Here is an 18,220-nt window from a genome sequence, read left to right as displayed (position 1 = left end):
TGGCTTGATGGGCTGTTTAGAAGCGCGCTTCCAGCCGATAGTTGAGTGCCTTTGCCAGCGGTTGCGGCTGGGCGGGTGCAGCAATTGGCCACCCGTAGGTGAGAGAACTGCTGAAATACTTGCCACTGAATCTGAATCCCACGGCAGCGCCGATCACGTAATCGGTGCCTCCTTGGGGGCCGTTGGTCTTGACGAAACCAAGGTCGTAGCCGACAAACGGCGTGACATTGATGCCGCCGATGATGTTGAACCTGAGCGGTACGCGCAGGGTGTTGGACAGGTAGGCCCCGCTGTCGCCGTAGAACGCCGTGTCCTTGAATCCGCGGACCGTGTATTCATCGCCAAGGCTGTATCTGGCGTCGGTGACGAGCGAGTCTTCCGAGTACTGGAAGCCAGAGCCCAGTTCGTACTCGAAGTCCATGCCGGCAAGCTGGAACGAGCGATTCCACGTCAGCATGCCGTTGACCTTGGTGTAGTTCATGTCGAACGCCGCGAGATCGGGATCGTCGCGCCATGCCGCGCCCATCCAGGGCACGCCAGCGCTGATGCTGAGATCGCCGTATGCCCAGCCGCCAAGTGCCTGCCCGACATGGCTTACGCCGATGCCGAATTCCGAGTATTTCTTCGTGGAGACGCTGACCGGCGTGTATTCGATGTCGTTGTAGCTATTGCGCGTGCCAAACTTGACGTAGGCGCTAGTCTTGCCGTCGGCATCGCGGTGCATGACGCGCGAGGCGCGGAAGTTGTAGCGGCTGGACGTACCGGTGCTCAAGTAGTCGCCAAATATGCCGCCGACGATGTTCTCGTAGTGGGACCCAGACCACGATGCGTCAAGCGTCCAATAGCCGAGCGGCATGCTGAAGCTGGCCGAGCCGATCTGTTGCAGATTGCGGGTGTCGTTGTAATCCTGCTGCGAGTAGTAGGCCGACAGGCTGTCGTTCAAGCCGAGCAGATTCGTTACCCCTACCGAGGCGAAGTACTGGTTCCAGCCATCGCTCTCGCGACCGTTGTTGTTGACGCCAACGCTGCCGCTGAACATCTTCTGCGTGGTGTTGGTGACATCGAGTATCGATGTGCCTTCGAGCTCGCCAGCGACGATCCGGATCTTGTCGTCGCCGCCACCGCGCACCAGGTTGTCGACGGCCTGATCGACATCCGACATGTTCAGCCGTTTGCCTGTCGAAAAGGGCATGGCGCTAAACAGTCTGGTTCGGTCCCGAAACCCGGGCTCCTTGCCGTTGACAGTTATGCCGCCGATCGTGCCCCATTTGACTTCCAACGTGAGTTCGCCGGCGTTCAGTTTCCCCGGCTGCACCACGACGACGGTGGTGACAAAGCCGTTCTCCGCGTAGTAGTTGGTAAGGTCGCGGACCAGCGCCATGATCTCGCTCGCGCCCATCAACGTATCGCGGCGCGCATCAAGGATCTCGGTGACTTTGGGCGAAGGATTGTCATCGCCAAGCAGGGTGATGCGGGAGATCATGAACTTCGCTTCGGTCGGCTTGGCCGCCTCGCCCGATGTTTCGTTCACCGGCGCGGCTTGCTGGCTGGCGCGTTCGCGTTCGCGTTCACGTTCCACTTCCGACTGGATCGCCTGCTGGCGACGCATGTTATCGAGCTGATCGAGTTCCTGGCGTGCGTCACGTGCTGGCGTTGCCGCCAGGACGCCGCCGGAGACGGTGGTCGCCAATATGCCGGTGGCGATACCAATGATGAGTACTTGTTTCACGATGTATTCCTAATGGGAAGTGAACTGCGGCTACTGGACATCGAGCGTGAAAACCACAAATGCGTCGATATCGCCCGCGGTTACTGATTGCGTCCCCAGTCGATAAGCCCTGGCGTAGTACTTCAGGGTCTTGGCGCCGGTGACAGTCCCCAACGAATACTTTTTGGCGAGCTTCACGCCCGAAACTCCGCCTGAATCGAGAAGCTGAACGGCGATGTTCTTCGCGCTGCCGTCATTGGAGACCAGGCCGCTTACGGCGCTGCCGAACGGTGCGTCGCCGTCGAAGGTGATGCTGACCGCGGAGGCGCTAGGGCAATTGAGCGAAAGGTCGAAAGAGACTTTGGGGCCGGTGGACTTGGTGTCGAACGCGGTGTCGGTGAAGCTGCCCACGTCGACGCGGGTGTCGGACGTGACCGCGCAGGTGTTTACCAACACGTTGATCGGCGCGCTGACGACTACCCGCATCGCGACGACCTGGCCGGCGCTCGAGTCGTCCGGCGCCAGCAGCGTCACGGTGCCGTATGTGCCGATGGGCAAGGTCGAGGCCCTGATTGGTCCGGTCTGAACCAGTTCGACGCGCACGGAATCCGCCGGGACCGAACAGCTGTTCGAACCCGAAGTACGGCAGCGCAGGGCGTTTGGCCACCATGTCGTGGAAGGCCAGCGCAGGCGGATGCCCAGGCCACTCACCGACGTGGTGTAGACGTTGTCCACGGCCGTCAGCGCCGCGCCGGAGGCCATCGCCATGCGCAGTTCGGTGTTGGTGTTGTCGCCGCACGTGTAACTTAGAGCGGACAAGGGAATGTCGCGCGATGCGAGCACGGTGCCGGCGGTGCCTGCCGTCGCCGCCGTGATGCTGCTAAGGTTGATATCCGCTTTTAGCGGCTGCCCGCCGTTGGACGTGAGTTTGCAGGTCCCCGCGAATGCGACGGGGGCTGTCAACGCCCATGCCAGCAAGACGAGCCAGAGGCGCTTGGTAATGGATTTCATGATTCACCTACGGTAGGGGCGGGTGCGGAAGTGCTGGCTTTGGGCTCGCAGACAACTTCACGAACCTCAACGGGAGCCCGATTGGGTTTGGCCGCGTCCGCATCGGGAACAAAATGAACGACGCACTGATCCTGCGCGGTGTTGCCCCACTTCACTGTGATGTCGGTGGCTTCGGTCAGGCCGCTGACGATGAAGTTTCCGCCGCCGCCAACCGTGCCCGCGGTGGTGCCGTCCGGAAGGTTGATGCTGGAGCCGAACGGAACGGCCTTGCCGTCGGCGCGTCTGGCCCGCATGACAGCCGAAGTGGAACGTCGCGAGTCGAACACCAACTTCACCGCGGCGCCGGCAGTCGGCGCCGTGGTGATGCGCGAGTTGTCGACCTCGACACCCATGTCGGTGTCCTTGAGGTCCAGATCGATGTTGTTCCACTGGAACGGCGTGACGTAAGGCACGATAGCGATGCCGTCTTCGTCGATCGTGGTGAATTTGTTCGGCATCACGTGTGCGCCGGTGGCGCCCTCGGCCTGAACGATCGCAATCGTGTCGCCGAGTTCACTGACGAACTTCACGCCTGCGTCGTGGACCACGACACCGCCGGTGGCATTTACGCCGATCGTGTTGGTGTGCGTGCTGTTGCCGTACGAGACATTGCCCTTCACGGCGTCGCTGACGTATGACAGACCACCACCGAACGCCCGGCTGTGACCGCTTGTTGCACCTTCAGCCCAGGCGTCATAGCCCAGTCGACCGTCCTGGCCGATGTTGCCGGTCACGTTGGCGCGCAGATCGTCCGCGCCGTCGATACGCGATGCGCTCAGGCTCAGGTTGGCCGGATTCTCGACCGACTTGCCGAGCGGCAGCGAAACCGTCAGGAACATGCTGTTCTCTTCGCTGCCGGTGCCGTTCTGCACGCGACCGATACTGATGTTGTAGCGCGCCGGCCCGAGGCTGTTGGTATAGCCGGCCTGGAAGCTCAGCGTACGCCCGTTGTCTTCCCAGCGTCGCCCATACGAGCCAGTCAGGAAGAGGTTGCCCCAACGCGGACCGAGCGTTTGCGTAATGTTGACGTCGAAGCGGTCGCGCAGGCGCAGCGGCACTTGCTCCGTATTACCGAGTAGATACTCGCGCAGGTGCAGCGCATCGCTGAGCGAATAGAAGCCCGGGCTCGAGTAACGGTAGCCGACCAGGCTGAAGTACGTGCCCGTGCCTGCGACAAGCTTGCCCAGGTTTGCCCGGACGCTGTGGCCGGTGGCGCCGCACGTGTGTGCGAAGTCGACACAGAATGCGTACGACTGCGTCAGGTCGAGGCCCAGCGCGCCCAGCGGCGTATTGACGGCCAGGCCGGCCATCCCGGCCGCATAGTAGGTGGGAGCCGTGATCTGGACGCCGCCGTAGAGCGTGATGTCGTTGGTGAGACCATGCTGGACGGTGCCTTCCATGAGGATCGGCGCTTCCGAGAGGGCGTTATCGCGGATCTCGCCCCATGTGGCACTGAACTTGGTGTATCCCGGGCGCAGCAATTGCGCCAGGCTGCCGTAGGGCACGACAAACTTCTGTATGCTGCCATCGGCCTCGGTGACGGTGACTTCGAGGTCGCCGCCATATCCTGTTGCGTACAAATCGGAGAATGCGAATTCACCGGGAGGCACGTTCGACTCGAACACGACGTTCGAGCCCTGGCGTACCGTGACCACCGCATTGGTCCGCGCAACGCCCCGCACCGTCGGCGCGTAGCCGCGCTGCGATTCGGGCAACTGGCGATCGTCGGTGGCAAGGCTGAAGCCGCGGATCGACGTGGTGTCGAACAGTGCGCCGGTGGTGCTCCAATCGCCGATGGTGGCTTCTGCCTGCAGCGACGGCAGGGCGCGCTGCAGGTACGCTGCAGTGTGGTTCCAGCGCGTGGGCGTGCCCTCGTTCGAGGTCAACGTGCCAAACGAGCGGAAGCGCCACGGGCCGAAGTTGAACGAGCTTTCCAGGCCGCCATACAGGTATTGGCCCGACGGCCCGATCGAATTGCGGGTGTTCGAGTAGCTCAGGGAGTAGCGGAACATTGCCGCCGTGACGCCGTTGTCCAGCAGGTCAGGCGGCACATAGCCACGTGCACTGTTGAGCAGGAAGGCCTGCGGGATGCTGACTGTGAGCTTCTGCTCGCCGCGGTCGTATTCGACGGTGCCGCCTTCGACTACCTGGTCGAGGAACACGCACTCATCGCCTTCGAGTACCTTCAGCTGTCTTGCGGGATCGATGCCGATGCGCGCAATGAATGTCTTGTCGAAGCACGGTTCGACGCGGCGAGTTGCCGGATTGCGAGAGTACGACAGCTTTTGCGTGCCAAAGAGCATACCGTTGACGTTGACTTCCGCGGGGTGGATGCCTTCCGTAATGGTTTCGTCACGCTCGAAGGGGGCAAGATCGATCGACTGGCTCATGCCACGAAGGAATGAGCGGTCGAATTCGACGTCGCCTTGATCGTCTTCATCCTCCACTGTGCGTGACAGCGATGAGTCGGGCGCCAGTTCGGCGGCGATCTCGGTGGCCGTTGCCGTGGTGAGGCAAGCGTCGGCAAACAGCGCGGCGGCAGCCAGCGCGATTGCGTGCAGGGTGTGGCGAGAAGTCGGACCGGAAACGGCCCGGCCCTTGGCAAGCTTGGACACCTTAGTCTCCCTGGCGCAGGTCTACCTGCTTGGGAACGAAGGCGCCGAGATCGGTGATGTAGTCGAACTTCAGCGTCAGCGGGCCACCGGCGGGCAAGTGGTCTGCAGAGAAACGGAATTGCTCGGTGCTCATCGGTGCGACCATGCCGCCAGCCAACTCCGCAGACTGGTCGCCGGATTTCAGGTGCATCTGGCCGAACGAAATATGGACCGGGCTGGGGTTGTCGCAGACCACGACGTACTCGTTGCCTTCCTTGCGCAGCTTCCACTTCAGTTCGTCGGAAGCGGCGATGACGTCAGCCTTGAACCCGCTTGGCCGATAGAACATCTTCAGCCGCGTACGCAAGGCAATGCTCAACTGGTTGTTGCTGGAGCCGGCGTCCTCGGCTTCGGCCTGAACCTTTTCCTTGGCTTTGGGCTTGGCCTTCGTTGGCACCTCGAGAACGTTGAGCCAGAAGACCGACTCGCGGTCCTTCGGAAGCGCCGCGGTTTCGGCGGTCTGGAAGATGCGGATGACTTGAGACTTTTCGCCGTTGATGCGGGCGACTGGCGGCGTAATGACGAACGGTGTTTCGTCCTCCCCGGCGAGGGGCAGACCGCCTTCGGTCGTCTTGCCAGTGTCCAGCCAGATTTGGGCGAGCAGAGGAGATTTGCCGGTATTGGAAATGCGGACGGTCTGTTCTTTCTTTGCGCCGTCGAAGATCACCCGGGTGCCCGCCACCTGGACGGAGGCGTAGGAAGGGGCGGCAGCGATGAACGTCATTGCCGAAATGACGATTGCGAGAGCTTTCTTCACGTTGATACCTTTTGCAGATCGACCGGTCTCCCGCCGCAGCACGCAGCGCAAACGGGGAGACAAGCCGTTAGGAATGGGGGCGCCGCCTCCGTGCGATGGGGCGGCCGGCGATCGATTTAGTTGTAAAGAATCGAATAGACGACGTCGGTGCTGACGCTACCTGCAGTGGTGGCGCCGCCGGTTGCCACGTACTGCGCCCAGAAATCGAACTTGGCGGTGTTGCCTGCGATCGTTGCGGACGATTTCGGCGTACCCGTGAACAGGTTGATCGTCTGCTTGCTGTTGTTCAGCAGGCCAACTTCAACGTTGGTTGCGCCGCCGGTGACAACGGTGTTCTTCAGGTTGCCTGTGGCCTCGTTGATGTTGGTGCTCTGGGCAGGCTCGAAGTAGACGGTTGCGACCTTGCCGTCGGTGCAATCGGCGCCGGACAGCTTGATCCAGAAAGGCGTGTCGCCGGCACGTGCGCCAGCGGTGTCGAGCGCGGTTGCGCTGACCGGCTGCAGGCCGACGGTGAAGTTGCCGTTCGAGTTGCCGGTGACGGTTGCGCCGCCACCTTCGATGATGCAGGTGGTGCTGCTGATGCTGCCGGTGAAGGTGATCTTGCCGTCTTCCGCGGCGGCGGTAGACATGGCGGTGCCCACTGCGCTCAGCAGCGCGGCGTATTGCAGAATTCGTTTGGTGGTTCGAATGTTCATGATCTTGGTAAAGGTTTCTGGCTTTCTCGGATGTCTGCTGGCTGGGCGTTTCGATCCAGGGGAGCAGGACTGCATTCTTGTCGTGCGCGAGAACGCCAGAAATCGCAGATCATCCAAATCACTCGGGGCGTGCAGCGATTGGGGACGTTTGAACGGGAATGCGACGGGATAGGTGCTGACTTTTCGGAGTTTTCTAGGTCAGACACGTCAGAGACCGACTAGAAGTCAGCGGGGGAGATGCGCGATTGCGCCTGGCAATCGGATGGATGGGAGGGGCGCCGCGAAATGATTGGGTGCGCTCAAGCAACGCGCCGGCAGGCTATTCGTGCAGGGGGCAGGAATTGTCGCGGCGCCTGTTGACGTGGGGTGTTGTAAAAATGAAAAACGGGCGCGAAGGTCGCGCCCGTCGGGGTGACTGCGGGGGAAGCTTCAGGCGTCCAACTTGACGCCCGAGGCCTTGACTACCTGTGCCCAGCGCTTTTCTTCGGCGCTGAACCACTTGCCGGTGTCGGCCGGCGACATGGTCACGACTTCCGCGCCTTGTCCGGCCAGTTGCGCGCGGATTTCAGGCGTGCGAATGATCTTCACCAGTTCGGCATTGAGGCGCTGAACCAGCGCGTCCGGCATGCCGGCGGGCGCCATCACGCCCTGCCACGTGCCCGATTCAAAGTTGGGCACGCCGCTTTCCGCGATGGTTGGCGTCTGGCTCACCAGTGCCATGCGCGTGCGCTTGGACACCGCCAGCAGCTTGAGCTTGCCCGATTGAACCTGCGGCAGCGTGGCCAGCATGCCGTTCATCAGCACCTGCGCGGTGCCGCCGACGGTGTCGGCAATGGCCTGCGCGCCGCCCTTATACGGCACGTATTGCCACGCGGCCTGCGTGGCTTGCTGTACGGCCACGCCGGCCAGGTGCGGGGCGCTGCCGATGGCGGTGACGGCGAAGTTGAGCGTCTGCTTGTGCGACAGCGCAACCAGTTCCTTGAGGTTGCTGACCGGCACCGACGGATGCACCACCAGCAGGTGCGGCGAGTACGCCAGCATCGATACTGCTTTCAGATCTTTCTCAGGGTTGAAAGTGAGTTTGGTGTACACGGACGGGCTGATCGCCAGCGCGCCGACGTCGCAAAGAAGCAACGTGTGGTTGTCCGTACCGGCTTGCGCGACCATCGCGGCGCCGATGTTGCCATTCGCGCCCGGACGGTTGTCGACCACGATCGGCTGGCCCAGCGCCTCACCCAGGGGTTTGCTGATCAGGCGCGCAATGATGTCGGACGAACCGCCGGCGGGGTAGGGCACCACCAGGCGGATCGGCTTGGTCGGCCATTTGTCCTGGGCCCAGGCGGACGCCGGTGCCAGGATGCCCGCGGAACCCACGGTGCCTAGCGTGCCAAGCGCGGCCATGCCGGAAAGTTGCCCGAGAAATTGGCGGCGAGAAGAGGTCATGCTGTGTCTCCAGTCAACACTTATCATCAGTTGTCGTACAACATGACGGAAGTGTAGGCTTGAATTCGAGCACGGTCTATCAGGAAAACACGTAGAAACTTGTAGAAACCTGCCGCAGAAGACGCTCAAACGTGACGGCTCGCGAACGAGGGCCGCGGCTCAAAGCAACTGAATGTGCTCAGTTGTCGGATGACTAAAGCGCGCCGCCGCCGCCCTCAAATGATGGATGGCCTACATGAAGGTGGCAGGGCGCATCAACGGTAGGAGAGGACGGCCCACGCGCCTCGCACTTGGAAACGCAGCTGCAAAGGTCGCGCGCGGCCGGGAGCAGGGCTTGAACAGCCGCGCAACCGTCGATCAACCGTCGATCAACGACTGTCAAATGGCCCAGCGCGGCAAGCAAACAGGCCGGCGACAGCTAAGCAAGAACAGGCAGACGACCCGAATCAGGCGCCTGATTTCTGGGCGTAGGTCCACCCCATTTCGGCCATCGGCCGGGCGCGCTTGCCTGCGTCGAGTGCCTGTGCCGACGACGCCGTGCCATCGACCACGCGCTTCATGATGCCTTGCAGAATCCCGGCGATGCGGAACATGCTGAACGCGAGATAGAAGTTCCAGTCGCCGGTGATCTGGCGGCCCGTGCGCGCTTCGTACAGGCGGCGATAGGCGGCTTCGTCGGGAATGCCCAGCGCTTGATGATCGAGGCCCGCAATGCCGCGGAACTGACCGGGCTGGATATGCCAGCTCATGCAGTGATAGCCGAAATCGGCCATCGGATGGCCAAGCGTCGACAACTCCCAGTCCAGCACGGCCAGCACCCTGGGCTCGGTGGGATGGAACATGAGGTTGTCGAGCCGGTAATCGCCGTGCACGATGCTCGTCAGTTCATCGGCTTCCTGCGGGATATGCTCGGGCAGCCAGGCGATCAGCTTGTCCATGGCCGGAATCGATTCCGTTTCCGACAGCTTGTACTGCTTGCTCCAGCGCTCGATCTGGCGCTGAAAATAGTTGCCGGGCTTGCCGTAATCGGCCAGGCCGATGGCCTTGTAGTCGACCGAATGCAACGCGGCGATAACGCGGTTCATCTCGTCGTAGATCGCGCCGCGCTCGCTGGGTGTCATGTCGGGCAGCGCCTGGTCCCACAGCACACGGCCGCTGACGAACTCCATGATGTAGAACGCGCGGCCGATCACGCCTTCGTCCTCGCACAGCGCGTACATGTGCGCCACGGGAACATCGGTGCCGGCAAGCGCCTTCATGACGCGATACTCGCGCTCGATCGCATGGGCGGACGGCAGAAGCTTCGATTTCGGCCCTGGCTTGGCGCGCATCACGTAGGTCTGCCCCGGCGTGATGAGCTTGAAGGTGGGATTCGACTGACCGCCCTTGAACTGCTCGACGGTCAGCGGTCCGGCAAAGCCGTCGACGTGCTCGCGCATCCAGGCCTCCAGCGCGGCAACATCGAAGCGCTGTTGATCTGCCACGGGCCGCGTACCTTCAAAGTGCGAAACGTTGGTGCTCATGAGTGTCTCTCTCCGCAATGTCGTTGTTTTGTCTGCGTTGTCAGCCCGGCCCGGCTTCAGCGGTAGTTGGGCTTGCGCTTTTCGAGAAAGGCGCCGATGCCTTCGCCGGCGTCCTTGTGATGGAGCGCGGCCACGAAGCTGTCGCGCTCGGCTGCGAGATGTTCCGTCAGCGTGGCGGTGCCGGCGTGGTTGATCAGCGCTTTCATGCCGCGCACCGCATTGGGCGATTCGCGGGCGAGGTTTTCGGCGATCCGCAGCGCTTCGGTCAGCGCGTGTCCCGGCTGCACCACGCGATTAACGATGCCGAAGTGCGCCAGCCGCGCGGGGTCGACAGGCTTGCCTTCCATCAGGATTTCGCTGGCCAGCTGGCGCGGCAGCATGCGCGCGATCTCGTACGATCCGCCGCCATCGGGCGTAAGGCCCACCTTCACATAGGCCATGACGAATTTCGCGTCGCTGGCAGCTACCACGTAGTCGCACGCCAGCACCAGCGAAAAACCGGCGCCGGCGGCGGGGCCTTCCACTGCGGCGATGATCGGCTTCGGAAAGGCGTGGAACGATTCGATCCAGTGATGCAGGGTTTCGATGCTGGCGGCCTGCACCGCAGGCGGTTGCGAGCGATTGCCAAGCAGGCGGTTCAGATTGCCGCCCGCGCAGAACACGCCGTTGGCGCCCGTAAGCACCACCGCGCGGATCGAATCGTCACGCGCGGCCACCTCGAGCGCCTCCTGCGATGCGGCATAGATGTCCGGGTGCAGGGCGTTGCGTGCTTCGGGGTTGGAAATGGTCAGGATCAGTGTCGAGTCGACGCGTTCGGACAGCAGTTGGGCAGTCATCGCAGCCTCGTTATCTGGGGGCTAGAAAAACAAACGGCGCCCCGTGTCTCGGCGGGGCGCCTCTTTCGATCAGGCTTCTTCGGTCAGCAGCGACAGGCCAAGACCCGCGCGGCGCCACAGCCATGGGCTTGGGCGGTAGCGCATGTCGCCGGTCAGGCGATTCATGTTGCGCAGTACTTCCAGGATCACCGCGGCGCCAATCGTGTCGCCCAGCGCCAGCGGTCCCTTCGGATAGCCGAGGCCCAGGTTCACGGCGAGGTCGATGTCGGTCGGTGTGGCGATGCGTTGCTGTGCGATGTCGCTGGCAATGTTGACGATGCAGCCGATGATGCGCTGGGCGATGAAGCCGGCCGAATCGCGGATCAGCGTGACCGGCACGCCATCGCTGGCAAACAGGCCGTGCGCGGCGTCGCGTGCGGCGGCGCTGGTGGCCGGGGTGGTCATCAGCGTGCGGCGCTTGGTGGCCTCGAATGGCAGCAGCGTATCGATGGCAACCACGCGCGTCGCGTCGAGGCCTTCTTCGAGCGCAGCGGTGGTGGCGTCCAGGCCCAGCGGCGTGACCACGATCAGTGCATCGGCCGACGGCTGGTTGCCCGCTTCGGGCGTGACGCCCAGTGCGGTCAGCAGCTTAACGGTCATCGCATGGCCGCGTTCGTTGGCGCGGCTCACCCATACGCTGGCGGGGCGCGCATCGGCCACGGCGCGGGCGGCCGGCACTTGCTTCTGGCCGTCGGGATAGGTGTAGAAGCCTGCGCCGGTCTTGCGGCCAAGCAGGCCGCCGGTGTAGCGCAGTTGCGTAATCGGCGAAGGTCGATAGCGCGCTTCCTGATAGAACTGGTTGTAGATCGATTCCATCACCGGATGCGACACATCGAGCCCGGTCAGGTCCATCAGTTCGAACGGGCCCATGCGGAAGCCGGCCTGCTCGCGCATGATGTTGTCGATGTCGACAAACTCGGCCACGCCTTCCTGTGCTGCCTTCAGGCCTTCGATGTTCATGCCGCGGCCGGCATGGTTGACGATGAAACCGGGCATGTCCTTGCAGCGCACCGGCGTATGGCCCATGCGGCGCGACAGCGCCATCAACTGGTCGCCGATGGCCGGATCGCCGGACAGGCCGTCGATCACTTCCACGACCTTCATCAGCGGCACCGGGTTGAAGAAGTGATAACCGACGATGCGCCCCGGTTTTTTCGCGCCCACCGCGATGGCGGTGATCGACAGCGACGACGTATTCGACGCGATCACGGCATCTTCGCGCAGAATCGCTTCGAGCTTGGCGACCAGATCGCGCTTGACTTCCAGCTTTTCGACAATCGCTTCCACCACCATGTCGCAGGCGGCCAGGTCTTGCAGCGCGTTGCATGCCTTGACGCGGGCCAGCGCCGCTTCGCTGTCGGCGGCGCTGATCTTGCCCTTGTCGGCCAGCTTGGCGAAGGTATCCTGCAGGTACTGGCGCGCGGCGGCCACGGCTTGCGCGTTGGTGTCGTACAGATTGACAGTCAGGCCTGCCTGCGCGGCGATCTGCGCGATGCCGCGGCCCATGGCGCCCGTGCCAACGATACCAAGCGTCTGGATGGTGGAATTGCTCATTGTTGGTCCAAAAAAGTTGTGGCTAAATTAGCACGATCGTACGTTTTCTGCAGCTTTCGCGACAGATGCGCCATGCATGCGGCGTGCGCTGATCGGCCAGGCAGTGCAGGGCAGAGGACGATGGTGCGGTCCGGGGTCGACACCAACCGATCACCGACTGCTCACACGACCATCGACATCACCATTCACATAATCATTCGCACATCATCACGGAGAGAGACGACATGTTGAAGCTTTGCGGATTTTCCGCCAGCAACTACTACAACAAGGTGAAGCTGGCGCTGCTGGAAAAGAACTTGCCGTTCGAGGAAGTGCTGGCCTGGCTGGGCGAAACCGATCGCTCGGCGTCGCCGCTGGGCAAGGTTCCCTACATCATCACCGATGCCGGCCCGTTGTGCGAGTCCGAACCGATCGTCGAGTACATCGAGACCACTTATCGCCAGTCGCCGCTGCTGCCGGCGGATCCGTTCCAGGCAGCGAAGGTGCGCGAACTCATCACGTTCCTCGAGCTGTATCTGGAATTGACCGCGCGCGAGCTGTATCCCGAGGCGTTCTTCGGCGGCAAGGTCAGCGACAAGGTCAAGGAGCGCCAGCGCAACCTGCTGGAGAAGTACGTCCCGGCGTTCGGCAAGCTTGCAAAGTTTTCGCCGTACCTCGCCGGCGATACGTTCACGCTGGCCGACTGCGCCGCGGTTTGCCATTTGCCGCTGATATCGTCGTGCACAAAAATCATCTACGGTGAAGATCTGCTGGCAAGCCTGCCGGTGAAGGGCTACTTGAAGGCGATGTCCGAACGGCCGACGGTGCAGAAGCTCAATGCCGAGCGCAAGGCGAACACGGAATTGATGCTCAGCCGTAACAAGTGACGCCACAACCGGCAGCCACAACTGGCAGACCATAAGCAAAAAGCCCCGCGGCGGGAAGCCTGCGGGGCTTTTTGCTTATGGCGGGAATGCGTGCAGCTTATAGCCTGCGCCTCGTGCCGCGCCGGCGTCGCTTACAGTTTGGCCAGCCGGTCGAGCGCCAATTGCAGCGTCTCTTCCTTCTTGGCGAAGCAGAAGCGCACCACGCCCGATTCCCGCGGTTCGGAGTAGAACGCGGACACCGGAATCGCGGCCACGCCGATCTCGCGCGTGAGCCACATCGAAAAGTCCGCTTCGCTCATGTCCGAGATGGCCGAATAGTCGACGCATTGGAAGTACGTGCCATCGGAAGGCAACAGGCGGAAGCGCGTATTGGCCAGTCCCGCGCGGAAAAAGTCGCGCTTGGCCTGATAGAACGCCGGCAGGTTCAGGTACGGCGCCGGATCCGTCATGTATTGGGCCAGGCCGAATTGCACCGGCGTATTGACGGTGAAGACGTTGAACTGGTGCACCTTGCGGAATTCGTTCATCAGCGCGGCCGGCGCGGTCACATAGCCGACCTTCCAGCCGGTTACGTGATAAGTCTTGCCGAAGCTCGACACGACGAAGCTGCGGCGCGCGAGTTCGGGATGGCGCGACACCGATTCGTGCCGCTGGCCGTCGTACACCATGTGTTCGTAGACTTCATCGGACAACACGAGGATATCGGTGCCGGCCAGCAAATCGGCCAACTGCCGCATGTCGTCTTCGCGCCAGATCGTGCCGGTGGGATTGTGCGGCGTGTTAATCATGATCATGCGCGTCTTCGGCGTGATCGCGGCGGCCAGCTTGTCGAACGGAATCCGGAACAGCGGTGCTTCCAGCCGCACCGGTACGGCCGTGGCGCCCGCCAGCTCGATCGCGGGCAGGTAGCTGTCGTAGCAGGGCTCCAGCACGATCACTTCGTCGCCGGGATGCACGGCGCACAGGATCGCGGTCAGCAGCGCCTGCGTGGCGCCCGCCGTGACGGTGATCTCGGTGTTCCAGTCGTACTGGTGGCCGTAGAGCGCGGCAATCTTGGCGGCGATGGCCTGCCGCAGCACCGGCACGCCCGCCATCGGCGGGTACTGGTTGTGGCCTGCGCGCATGGCGTCGGCCACGGCGTCGACAATGCGCGGATCGCAGTCGAAATCCGGAAATCCCTGGCCCAGGTTCACGGCGTTCTTTTCGGCGGCCAGCGCCGACATCACGGTGAAAATCGTGGTGCCCACCTTGGGCAGGCGCGACAGCGGTGGATTCAGCGGGGCAAGGGTCGATTCGGACATGGTGGGGCGGGAACGGGAATAACCGGACAAAGAGACCAGTGCGACATTCTAGCGGGGATCGGCGGCGCTGGCGGGCGGGGGCGTCCAGTCCGCCAGCCATCGGGCAAAGGCCAGCGGCGGCAGCACCTCCACGCCGCTGGCGCGGCGTAGGCGGCTGCGCAGCTTCAGCACCGCCTTGTCCTTCGACACCAGCAGCGCGGCGCGCGCGAAATGCGCCAGTTCGATGAACTTCTGGTCGTCCGTGTCGCGGCACTTCGGCAGGCGGATGGCGTCGGCCTCGGCGGCAGCAGGCAACGGCTCCAGCGTGGTGAGGCGATCCACTTCGGCCAGCGCGGTATCGATATCGACGGCAAATCGCGCGAACTGCGGATAGGCCAGCACGCGGCGCAATTCCTCGCGGCAATCGGCGCGTATCACCGGCGCGATGGCGCCTGCGGCCAACGCGGCGCGGATCGGTTCGACGTGCGGATCGCGGAAGACCAGCAGGTCCACCCAGATATTGGAATCCAGCACGACGCGCGGGACCGATGTGACGGGCAGGGCGCCGATGGATGCGGCGGCGGGGGGGCTGATCGGGGTGCCGGTGGGCTCGGTGGGCATTCGCTACAATCTCGACTTTGTTTCCGTCCGCGATTTTGCCATGCTCATCGTCCTGTCCCCCGCCAAGTCCCTGGACTACGAGACACCGCCGCGCGTCAAGACCCATACGCTGCCGCGCTTTATCGACCGTTCCGCCACGCTGATCGACCGCCTGCGCAAGCTGGCGCCGCAGGATGTGGGCGCGCTGATGGATATCTCCGACAAGCTGGCCGTGCTCAACGTCACGCGCTACGCCGACTGGTCGGCCACATTCACATCGGCCAACAGCAAGCAGGCGGTGCTGGCCTTCAATGGCGATGTCTACGACGGGCTCGATGCCAAAACACTGAGCACGGACGACCTGGCATTCGCTCAGAAGCACATCCGCATTCTTTCCGGTCTCTATGGCGTGCTGCGGCCGATGGACTGGATGCAGCCGTATCGCCTGGAAATGGGCACGCGGCTCGATACCGCCGCGGGCAAGGACCTCTATGCGTTCTGGGGCGACGACGTCACGAAGCTCATCAACAAGGACATGGCCGAACTGAAGCACGAAGGCCAGCCGACCCTGGTGAATCTGGCGTCCGAGGAGTATTTCAAGGTGGTACGTCCAAAAGTGCTCGATGCGCGCGTGATCACGCCCGTGTTCGAGGACTGGAAGGGCGGCCGCTACAAGATCATTTCGTTTCATGCCAAGCGGGCGCGCGGTACGATGGCCCGCTATGCGGTGACGCATCGCGTGACCGATCCGGCAAAACTCAAGCGCTTCAACGCGGACGGCTATGCGTTTGACAAGGACGCCTCGGATGCCTCGCGCTGGGTGTTTCGCCGCCGCCTGGAAGACTGAAAACGACAAGGACCAATGCCATGACTCCGACGACCTCGGCACTGCATGTTTCCACGCTCTTCGATTCGGGCGCCATCGAGGTCGAATCGCTCGAGCGTGCTGACGATATCCGGCTGCGGGTGCGCGCCGATTCCCATGCCGACTTCCGGCAATGGTTTCACTTCCGCCTGCAGGGCGCGGCGGGACAGGCGTGCAAGCTCAAGTTCCTGAACGCCGGCGAGTGCACCTATCCCGACGGCTGGCGCGATTATCGCGTGGTGGCGTCGTACGACCGCGCCCACTGGTTTCGCGTGCCCACGCAGTACGACGGCGCGACGATGACCGCCGATGTCACGCCCGAACACGACAGCATCTGGTTTGCCTATTTCGAGCCGTATCCCGAAGAGCGGCATCTGTCGCTGCTGGCGTCATGCCAGCGATCGCCGCTGGCGAGGTTGTCGCATCTGGGCCGCACCGTCGATGGTCGTGACCTCACATGTGTCACGGTGGGCCAGCCGGGCCCGGGCAAGAAAACCGTCTGGATGATTGCGCGCCAGCATCCGGGCGAAAGCATGGCCGAGTGGTTCTGCGAAGGCGTGCTGCAGCGCCTGACCGGCACGGGCATGTGGAATGGCGACCCGGTGGCGCGCAAGCTGCTGGACCGCGCGGTGTTCCATATCGTGCCGAACATGAATCCCGATGGCTCGGCGCGCGGCAACCTGCGCACCAATGCGGCCGGCGCCAACCTGAATCGCGAATGGATGCAGCCGAGCCTGGAGACGAGCCCGGAGGTGTACCACGTGCGCCGCGCGATCGAGCAGACCGGTGTCGATCTGTTCTTCGATATCCATGGCGACGAGGCGCTGCCGTACAACTTCGTGGCGGGCAGCGAAATGCTGCCGGGCTTTACGGAAATCCAGCGCGCCCAGCAGACGCGCTTTATCGAAGCATTCAAGCGCGCCACGCCCGATTTCCAGGACGTGCACGGCTACGCGGCCAGCAAGTACAACGCCGATGCGCTCAAGCTCGCCTCCAAGTACATCGGCCATACCTTCGGGTGTCTGGCGCTGACGCTGGAAATGCCGTTCAAGGACAACGCCGACTTGCCCGATCCCACGGTCGGATGGAACGGCGCAAAGAGCGCGCTACTCGGCACGGCAATGCTGCAGGCGATCCTGGAATACCTGGACTGAACGAGCGCGCTGCACGCACGAAAGGTTCGGCGAAGAGAGCGTCGAACGCGGCGACGACAGCAGCGACAGAAGGCTGCGGAACGCGGCGACAGCACGGAGCCGCCGCGTTCCGGCGAGCCGGCGCGGCACCCCGCATTGCGCTGGGGCGTCCCCGCGCAATGCGCCGCTGGATGCCCCGGCGTTACTGCTTTTTCTTGGTCTTCGAAGTCGAGGTGCTTTTCGACGAGGTGGATTTCGTCGCCGAGCTCTTGCTCGACTGGGTCGATTTGGCCGACGACGATTTCGCGCCCTTGGTTTTCTTCTTCGAATGGGTCGGCGTGGCCACCGCCGGTGCTGCGGCCGGTTCGACGATTGTGTCGCCGTTACTGTCGAGCAGCTCGTAGGCCAGCATCATGCCGTCGTTGTAGCCGCAGCGCACTTTCACAGGCTGCCACTGAGCCTCGCCGCGGCGCTTGTGCGCGGTGGCGTTGAACGTCACGACTGAACTGACCGGCACGGCCTGTTTGCCGGCTGAAAAGCGGCCTTCCCATGGTTCCACCGAAGCTTGTCCGGCGGCGAGCGCGCCGGTGGGAATCTTCAGTGCGTCGTAGGTGGCCGAGCGCGGCACCACCCAGCTTGCATGCGCGGCGCAATCGGCCACATCGGCCGATGCATTCTCCGATTTCATCAACTGCTCGCGCATCTGGGTGCGATATTCAGCCAGGCTGACGCGGCCCTTGTCGGGCAGCGTGACGGTGGTCGTCGGAGGCGGTGTCTTGTTGATGACCGGCGGGGGTTTTACGGTGGGCGCGGGATTGGCCGCGGCGGCCGGAATTGCAGTGCCGGCAACGGGCGCGGCGGTGGTGGCACCGGTGGTGGAGGCGCTCTCGTCGGTCGGCGCGACAGCGCAGCCGGCTAACGCAATAGCGCCTGCCACTGCGGCAGTCAGCATGCGAAGCTGGCTGCCGAACAGTTCGGAAATTCGTCGAATCACGGGATCGTCTTTGCTTGGCGAAGCAAGGAGGGGTTGTGAAGGATTGCCATGATAGAGGAAACGCCGCGGGCGAAGTTCCGAAATCTTGTTACCCTTCATTGGAACTGCTTACAACTTGCCGTGATCGCCGTCGAATTTACGGCTTGTCATACCAGAAGATTCCCAGCGTTCGCAACTCAGGCGAACCCCGAGACACGCATTGCACGTGTCTCGGCGAAGCCGG

15 protein-coding genes are annotated in these 18,220 nt (G+C 63.0%); 3 read left to right on the top strand and 12 right to left on the bottom strand.

Going from position 1 to position 18,220, the window contains the following annotated elements:
• Positions 1-16: 16 nt before the first annotated feature.
• From AC1RKI_RS11605 to AC1RKI_RS11565, 9 genes are all read right to left on the bottom strand, one after another.
• Complete coding sequence (locus tag AC1RKI_RS11605; RefSeq protein WP_492795415.1) at positions 17-1,729, bottom strand: ShlB/FhaC/HecB family hemolysin secretion/activation protein; 1,713 nt, start codon at positions 1,727-1,729, stop codon at positions 17-19.
• A gap of 30 nt (positions 1,730-1,759) precedes the next feature.
• A complete protein-coding gene (locus AC1RKI_RS11600; protein ID WP_061959092.1) occupies positions 1,760-2,719 on the bottom strand; it encodes a fimbrial protein in 960 nt (319 codons plus the stop codon).
• Positions 2,716-5,373: a fimbria/pilus outer membrane usher protein gene (locus AC1RKI_RS11595; RefSeq protein ID WP_061959091.1), complete on the bottom strand. Its 2,658-nt coding sequence runs from the start codon at positions 5,371-5,373 to the stop codon at positions 2,716-2,718. Before AC1RKI_RS11595 ends, AC1RKI_RS11600 begins: the two co-directional genes overlap by 4 nt.
• 1 nt (position 5,374) lies before the next feature.
• Positions 5,375-6,169: a fimbrial biogenesis chaperone gene (locus AC1RKI_RS11590; RefSeq protein ID WP_244787006.1), complete on the bottom strand. Its 795-nt coding sequence runs from the start codon at positions 6,167-6,169 to the stop codon at positions 5,375-5,377.
• Between the two features lie 116 nt (positions 6,170-6,285).
• Complete coding sequence (locus tag AC1RKI_RS11585; RefSeq protein WP_061959089.1) at positions 6,286-6,864, bottom strand: fimbrial protein; 579 nt, start codon at positions 6,862-6,864, stop codon at positions 6,286-6,288.
• 429 nt (positions 6,865-7,293) lie between these two features.
• Entirely contained in the window at positions 7,294-8,307 is a 1,014-nt protein-coding gene (locus tag AC1RKI_RS11580) for a Bug family tripartite tricarboxylate transporter substrate binding protein (RefSeq protein ID WP_061959088.1), read from the bottom strand.
• A 446-nt stretch (positions 8,308-8,753) separates the two neighbouring features.
• Positions 8,754-9,830 (bottom strand): phosphotransferase, encoded by a 1,077-nt coding sequence (locus AC1RKI_RS11575; protein ID WP_061959087.1) that lies wholly within the window; start codon positions 9,828-9,830, stop codon positions 8,754-8,756.
• Positions 9,831-9,886: 56 nt separating this feature from the next.
• The gene (locus AC1RKI_RS11570) at positions 9,887-10,666 is read right to left on the bottom strand and encodes an oxepin-CoA hydrolase, alternative type (RefSeq protein ID WP_492795410.1); all 780 of its coding nucleotides are present in this window, start codon (positions 10,664-10,666) and stop codon (positions 9,887-9,889) included.
• 69 nt (positions 10,667-10,735) lie between these two features.
• A complete protein-coding gene (locus AC1RKI_RS11565; RefSeq protein WP_492795408.1) occupies positions 10,736-12,259 on the bottom strand; it encodes a 3-hydroxyacyl-CoA dehydrogenase in 1,524 nt (507 codons plus the stop codon).
• Positions 12,260-12,483: 224 nt separating this feature from the next.
• Between AC1RKI_RS11565 and AC1RKI_RS11560 the strand changes: the two genes are divergently transcribed.
• Complete coding sequence (locus AC1RKI_RS11560; RefSeq protein WP_492795406.1) at positions 12,484-13,125, top strand: glutathione S-transferase; 642 nt, start codon at positions 12,484-12,486, stop codon at positions 13,123-13,125.
• A 131-nt stretch (positions 13,126-13,256) separates the two neighbouring features.
• Here AC1RKI_RS11560 and AC1RKI_RS11555 read toward each other — a convergent pair whose 3' ends face one another.
• The gene (locus AC1RKI_RS11555) at positions 13,257-14,426 is read right to left on the bottom strand and encodes a pyridoxal phosphate-dependent aminotransferase (protein WP_492795404.1); all 1,170 of its coding nucleotides are present in this window, start codon (positions 14,424-14,426) and stop codon (positions 13,257-13,259) included.
• 48 nt (positions 14,427-14,474) lie between these two features.
• Positions 14,475-15,026, bottom strand: coding sequence for a putative toxin-antitoxin system toxin component, PIN family (locus AC1RKI_RS11550; RefSeq protein WP_492795402.1), 552 nt, complete (start codon positions 15,024-15,026; stop codon positions 14,475-14,477).
• 40 nt (positions 15,027-15,066) lie between these two features.
• On the opposite strand from AC1RKI_RS11550, the gene yaaA reads away from it, so the two are divergent.
• Positions 15,067-15,852 (top strand): peroxide stress protein YaaA, encoded by a 786-nt coding sequence (gene yaaA / locus AC1RKI_RS11545; protein ID WP_150979305.1) that lies wholly within the window; start codon positions 15,067-15,069, stop codon positions 15,850-15,852.
• Positions 15,853-15,872: 20 nt separating this feature from the next.
• A complete protein-coding gene (locus tag AC1RKI_RS11540) occupies positions 15,873-17,024 on the top strand; it encodes a M14 family metallopeptidase (protein WP_492795400.1) in 1,152 nt (383 codons plus the stop codon).
• Between the two features lie 181 nt (positions 17,025-17,205).
• Here AC1RKI_RS11540 and AC1RKI_RS11535 read toward each other — a convergent pair whose 3' ends face one another.
• The gene (locus tag AC1RKI_RS11535; RefSeq protein ID WP_411800705.1) at positions 17,206-17,997 is read right to left on the bottom strand and encodes a BspC domain-containing protein; all 792 of its coding nucleotides are present in this window, start codon (positions 17,995-17,997) and stop codon (positions 17,206-17,208) included.
• Positions 17,998-18,220: the final 223 nt, after the last annotated feature.

It is taken from the genome of Cupriavidus sp. GW822-FHT06G04, from assembly GCF_058799075.1.
Note: the sequence above shows the minus strand (reverse complement) of the source record. Positions and strands in the feature narration are given on the sequence as shown.

Coding starts and splice junctions, on each gene's coding strand:
- AC1RKI_RS11600 (WP_061959092.1), bottom strand. CDS start 2,719: ATGAAATCCATTACCAAGCGCCTCTGGCTCGTCTTGCTGGCATGGGCG.
- AC1RKI_RS11585 (WP_061959089.1), bottom strand. CDS start 6,864: ATGAACATTCGAACCACCAAACGAATTCTGCAATACGCCGCGCTGCTG.
- AC1RKI_RS11580 (WP_061959088.1), bottom strand. CDS start 8,307: ATGACCTCTTCTCGCCGCCAATTTCTCGGGCAACTTTCCGGCATGGCC.
- AC1RKI_RS11575 (WP_061959087.1), bottom strand. CDS start 9,830: ATGAGCACCAACGTTTCGCACTTTGAAGGTACGCGGCCCGTGGCAGAT.
- AC1RKI_RS11570 (WP_492795410.1), bottom strand. CDS start 10,666: ATGACTGCCCAACTGCTGTCCGAACGCGTCGACTCGACACTGATCCTG.
- AC1RKI_RS11565 (WP_492795408.1), bottom strand. CDS start 12,259: ATGAGCAATTCCACCATCCAGACGCTTGGTATCGTTGGCACGGGCGCC.
- AC1RKI_RS11560 (WP_492795406.1), top strand. CDS start 12,484: ATGTTGAAGCTTTGCGGATTTTCCGCCAGCAACTACTACAACAAGGTG.
- AC1RKI_RS11555 (WP_492795404.1), bottom strand. CDS start 14,426: ATGTCCGAATCGACCCTTGCCCCGCTGAATCCACCGCTGTCGCGCCTG.
- AC1RKI_RS11550 (WP_492795402.1), bottom strand. CDS start 15,026: ATGCCCACCGAGCCCACCGGCACCCCGATCAGCCCCCCCGCCGCCGCA.
- yaaA (WP_150979305.1), top strand. CDS start 15,067: ATGCTCATCGTCCTGTCCCCCGCCAAGTCCCTGGACTACGAGACACCG.
- AC1RKI_RS11540 (WP_492795400.1), top strand. CDS start 15,873: ATGACTCCGACGACCTCGGCACTGCATGTTTCCACGCTCTTCGATTCG.